Origin of the sequence: Mesorhizobium sp. M2A.F.Ca.ET.039.01.1.1 (assembly GCF_003998035.1) — a bacterium.
GTDB lineage: Bacteria > Pseudomonadota > Alphaproteobacteria > Rhizobiales > Rhizobiaceae > Mesorhizobium.
Genome location: NZ_RZRY01000532.1, coordinates 1 through 4,464 on the forward strand (window position 1 = coordinate 1; position 4,464 = coordinate 4,464).

Genomic DNA, 4,464 nt, shown 5'->3' on the forward strand with positions numbered 1-4,464 from the left:
TGAGAATGGAATGTCTATAGCTTCCCTGCCCCGAACCGTTCTCGCGTTGCTCGACACGACACGCGCTAGATTGTCCGGTCCCATTGTGAGGGACAAGGTCGTGCTCGACAGGGCGCGCATTCGAATCGGATCAAGCGGGTCGTCCATCGTGCAGCGACGGTCTGGCTTTGCGGTCCGCAAGGAAGGCGCCCGATGACTCTCGCAAAATTCCGGGAAGACCCCTGGCGGACGTCTCATCCCGCCTACCAGCATTCAGCGCTCGCGATGTCACCCGCGCCGGAATATGCAAGCTCAGAGGTCATCCTTTCTTCCTTGTATCGGCATATCGGCCTCGTTGGTGCGACCGAGCGAACCGTGCCACAGCGCGGTCGCGATCTCGACAAGGAAGTCCAGTGGTATCGCGACCGTTCGCGCAAACCCGATGCCGCTGCGCTCGACGCCGACACCTTCCACATGCTGCTGCATTCGGTGCTGGAGAGCCCTAAACTTCCCAACCAATCATCGAAGCGGTTCGTCCAGGTCACGCCACTTGTGCCACAAGCAGCCGTGGTTTCCGGCTCCGCACGCCTCAGTAGTAACTCATGGCCAGCGGGTGCCTTGGTTCGCCGGATGATCTGGCTAGGCTCGCGAGACGACTCGGCCGCGGACGCAACGTGGCGGGCGCTATTCGATGCGCTTACCGTATCGGATCAGGATGACATATTTGCGCGCTTTCTGCAGGCCGAAATCGAGGCGTGGTCCCCTCGGCCAGCCTGGGGGCTGGTCTCGCCTGACGAGAAGCAGACGCTGGATCCTGGAGACCGGGAGGGATTGGACTACCCAGCGAAGCACTTCGTCCGCGACCTCGGCGCCATCATCTCGGCCAAGGACGCGATGACGCGCAGGCAATGGACGAGCCTTCTCGAGGCTGTCACGAGGCTTGCCGCAGTCGCACATGTCACCTGGCTCTGCGACGTCCACGCGCGCGCGTGGGAGTGCGTGAAGAACGCGCTCGACGGTGGGGGCCCCGTTGATGCAGTCGAGGCACGGGCGCAGCTCTTTCCCGGGTCCTTCCGATTCCTCTCGTATGGCGATCGCGCGCTGCCGGGGATCAAGGACCGGGCATCGTCCTTCCTCCAGGCTCGCCTAGGCCTCAATGCAACCTTGTGGGCGGTCGACCCGGAAGGGAGTAGCGTCCTCTCGCTTTCAACGGGAAACGAGCTCGCCGATTTGTGCGATCGGCTTCGCCGAGGGACCAGGATCATCGAGACCACAGGGCTACGCGATGCAATCGCCGAAGTCTCCGAGCGCGAGACCCGAACGTTGCTTTGCAAGAAAGGGATTGGCTCCAACATCATGGAGTTCGCACGGCACGTGCTAGGCCAGCGACAAGCAGCGAACCCGGTGTTGCGCGGATACGACCAAGGCTTCGTGCTCAGGAAGCGCGGCACCAGTAACTCCAGCCCTTGGGTCGTCGGGCTCGGCCCTGTGGCGGTCTTGGCGCTCGTGCATTGCTCGCTCGCGGGAACCACAGGCCCCCGGTCCGTACGCCGGCTTTCGCAGCACCTCGCCGGCTATGGTATCATCGTCGACCATCAAGATATCGCCACCAACGACCTTGGTCATCAACTACGGATGCTCGGCCTCGTCCTAGATAGCCCCGATGCGGAAAGCGGCATGCTGCTCGTGCCCCCGTTCCCGGCAGCTCAGGAAGAAACGGCATGAATCGCCTGGCAATCTTCATTTCCGACTTGATCAGTGACAAGATTTTGCAGGCCTATGGGGACGGCGAGGGCGAAGTCCGGCTTATATTCCACGGTCCCCCGCAGGAACTCCTGGCGGACGTCTTCAGCCTCTTGACCCGGGAAGGAACCGCGGCCCAATCCGTGCCGATCCTCTTGCTGGTTCCTGCCCTTGCGCCGGGCGAGGCCAATCCGCCGGCCGGAGTCTCGGGTCGCTGCGATGACACGCATCTCCTGAACCTTCGAAACTCACCGTCTCAGCCGACATTCCTGGCGCTGGTGTCGCCGGGGCAGCACAGCATGCGCTCTGTGACGTCGACGACCGATGAGTTCGGAGTCGCAGCTTCGAACAATGGCGGCAACGTGCCATTTGAGGACTGGTGGGCGGACGGGTTCGTCCGCGAGCTAGTCCGGGCTGGCGTCGACCAAGCCGGGATCCAAGACCAGCAACGAGACGACGCCCAGAGCCTCGTTGGTCGCGCAGCGGCGGCCGCGGATGAAATGGATGCTGAGCGCACACAACGCGCCGCTGCGTGGCGTGTCCTCTCAAGACTCTTCTCGATCGAGCCCGGCAGCCAGGGCTTGACCCCGGCGCAGCAGCTCAGCCTCGTTTGTGGCATGCCGCCGATGCGCGACGGCAAGCTGTCGCCGCGCGAACAGGTCGCGGTCCTCGAGAAGATCGCCGATGCGATGTCGGACGGCTTCGGCCCGGGAATCCGGCGGGCACAGGAAGATGCCAGCGACGAAGACTCGGCTCACCTCGACGCGTTCCTTGCACACCTACGCGGTGCCTGCGACGTGCCGACCGCCTTTGAGCGCGCGACCGCTTCCTACTATGCACCTAGCAACGGCCTGGACATGCCGGTCGCATCGCCATGGTGGAGGGCGTTGACTACCGAGAAATGGTCTGAACTGCTCACCGAGGACGCAGCTGCCCAAGGTGACATCCGCATGGGTTGCTCGAACGCACTCGTGCCTCTCGGCAAAGGCATGCCCGTTCTGGTGGAAAATAAGGTGGCTCTTACCTTCGAGACCGTCGGGCCGGATGCGACGGGCACGCTGGTTTCGATCGAGCGCGGCTCCAAAGGCAATAAGATCGGCGAGGTTCGCGCGGGCGAGGAGGAAGCTGTGTTCCTCGATGACGCGCCGCCGAGCCACGGTGCGCCGGTGCGCTATGTCGCATCGGCTGAGGGCTTCAAGCCCGGTGCCATCAAGGTAGTCTCGCTTGCCACTTGGAAGCCAGGAATTTTCGTTGCCTGTCGCCTGGCGCGCAAGCTTACGGCACCCAGGAAGCCGCCACGCAGGCCAAAGGCCTCGCCCGCATTCGAGACGAGCCTGGTCGTGCCCGGCGGTGGCCGATACGAGCTCCTGATCTTTACCTCGCCGGGTGTCGAACTGGATGCCGCTGCGACAGGTACGTCGGACGACGCCCAGGACCACATCGACGCAGTTCAGCAACTTACGGTGCGGTCGGTGCGCGAGGGATTCCACCAAGTGGAGATCGAGGCCGAGACCAACTATCAGGTGGACATTGGGTTCAGTCGGGTAGTTCCCGATGGCTCCGTCTTGCACGAGACGTGCCGCGTCTTCATCGCCGTCGAAGACGTCGTCGAGCAGGGTTGCAGGAGCGAGTTCGAACGCCTCATCCGCGCTAACCGGCGAGTGATAGAGCCCTCGGAGGCTAAGCCCGTGGTCCAGCTCAATCGAAGTGCGCGATCGTCGAGCCTGCAGGATTGGATGCTGGCCGAGGATGCGGCTGGCAGCTCGTACCTCCCGATTGTCTTGGCCGATGACTACGTCGATGCCTGGGTCCAGCCGGTTTGGGGCACTGGCACCGGGCCTATCTTCTCGACCGGGCGCTTCATTCAGGATCCGCGGCCCGACGCAGCGGAATTCCAACCACCACCAGGCTTCGTGGAGGCCCGTCAGCAGCTCGCGGCGCGAACGCGCGGCACCGGCGACCAGACGGGTCTTATGGAATCGGCCGAGTTGGGGAGATGGCTCGCCAACGACGACGAATTCCGATCGCTCGTCGAGCGATATCTCGACGCGTACCATGCTTGGCTGGCGGCCGATCCCGATGTCGCCTGCTGGGTCGACGTGGCGATCGTAACATCGCTCGAGGACGACCGCCGCACAATTTCGCGCATTCCGGACGCCATAATACTCTCCCCGCTGCACCCGCTTCGTCTCGCATGGCACGCGGTAGCGCAAGGCGTGCTGCTGGAAACCGAATCCCGCGGCGACCCGTGCCCAGCGGTAAGCGTGCTTGACCCCGATTGCGTGCCCGATCTGCTGACGCTGGCACTTCGATCGCCTGGCGGGATCGAGAGGATCGACTTTCTTGCCGTCGAGAACGGCACCGACTATTGGTCTGTCCTCTGGAATGGCGACCGGCTTGGCCGCTTGCCCAACCGGTCTCGCCTGGCGCCATTTGGCGAAGCGTTCGGTATCTCAGTGGGCGGTATCTCCGTTGGGTTCAGCGCGGCGCAGGTGGGCCGGGCGCTCGAGGACGTATCGGGTTTGCTGTCGGCGAAGCCGGTCATAGGAGTGGTCGTCGCGAGCGCTGGTGGCACTACCGACGCTTGCAACGAGGGACTCATCAACTGGTGCTCCGATCGGTACCGCGATGTCGGCGGTCGGCCGCCTCGCCAGGCCGCAGGCCCGCGCTTCGTCGAGATATACGATCACCGCGACGCGGAGTCGCGGCCCGACGACGCCACTATCGCGAACCTCTCGGAGG

General features: G+C 63.8%; 1 protein-coding gene and 1 pseudogene. Both read left to right on the forward strand.

What is annotated here, in order from left to right:
* The first annotated feature begins 192 nt into the window (after positions 1 to 192).
* Positions 193 to 1,704 carry a hypothetical protein gene (locus tag EOA24_RS28565; protein ID WP_127410321.1) on the forward strand — a complete coding sequence of 504 codons (1,512 nt, stop codon included), beginning with the start codon at positions 193 to 195 and terminating at the stop codon, positions 1,702 to 1,704.
* Positions 1,701 to 4,464: pseudogene (locus EOA24_RS28570) on the forward strand (ATP-binding protein); the annotation flags it as partial. The gene EOA24_RS28565 and the pseudogene EOA24_RS28570, both read left to right, overlap by 4 nt.

Coding starts and splice junctions, on each gene's coding strand:
- EOA24_RS28565 (WP_127410321.1), top strand. CDS start 193: ATGACTCTCGCAAAATTCCGGGAAGACCCCTGGCGGACGTCTCATCCC.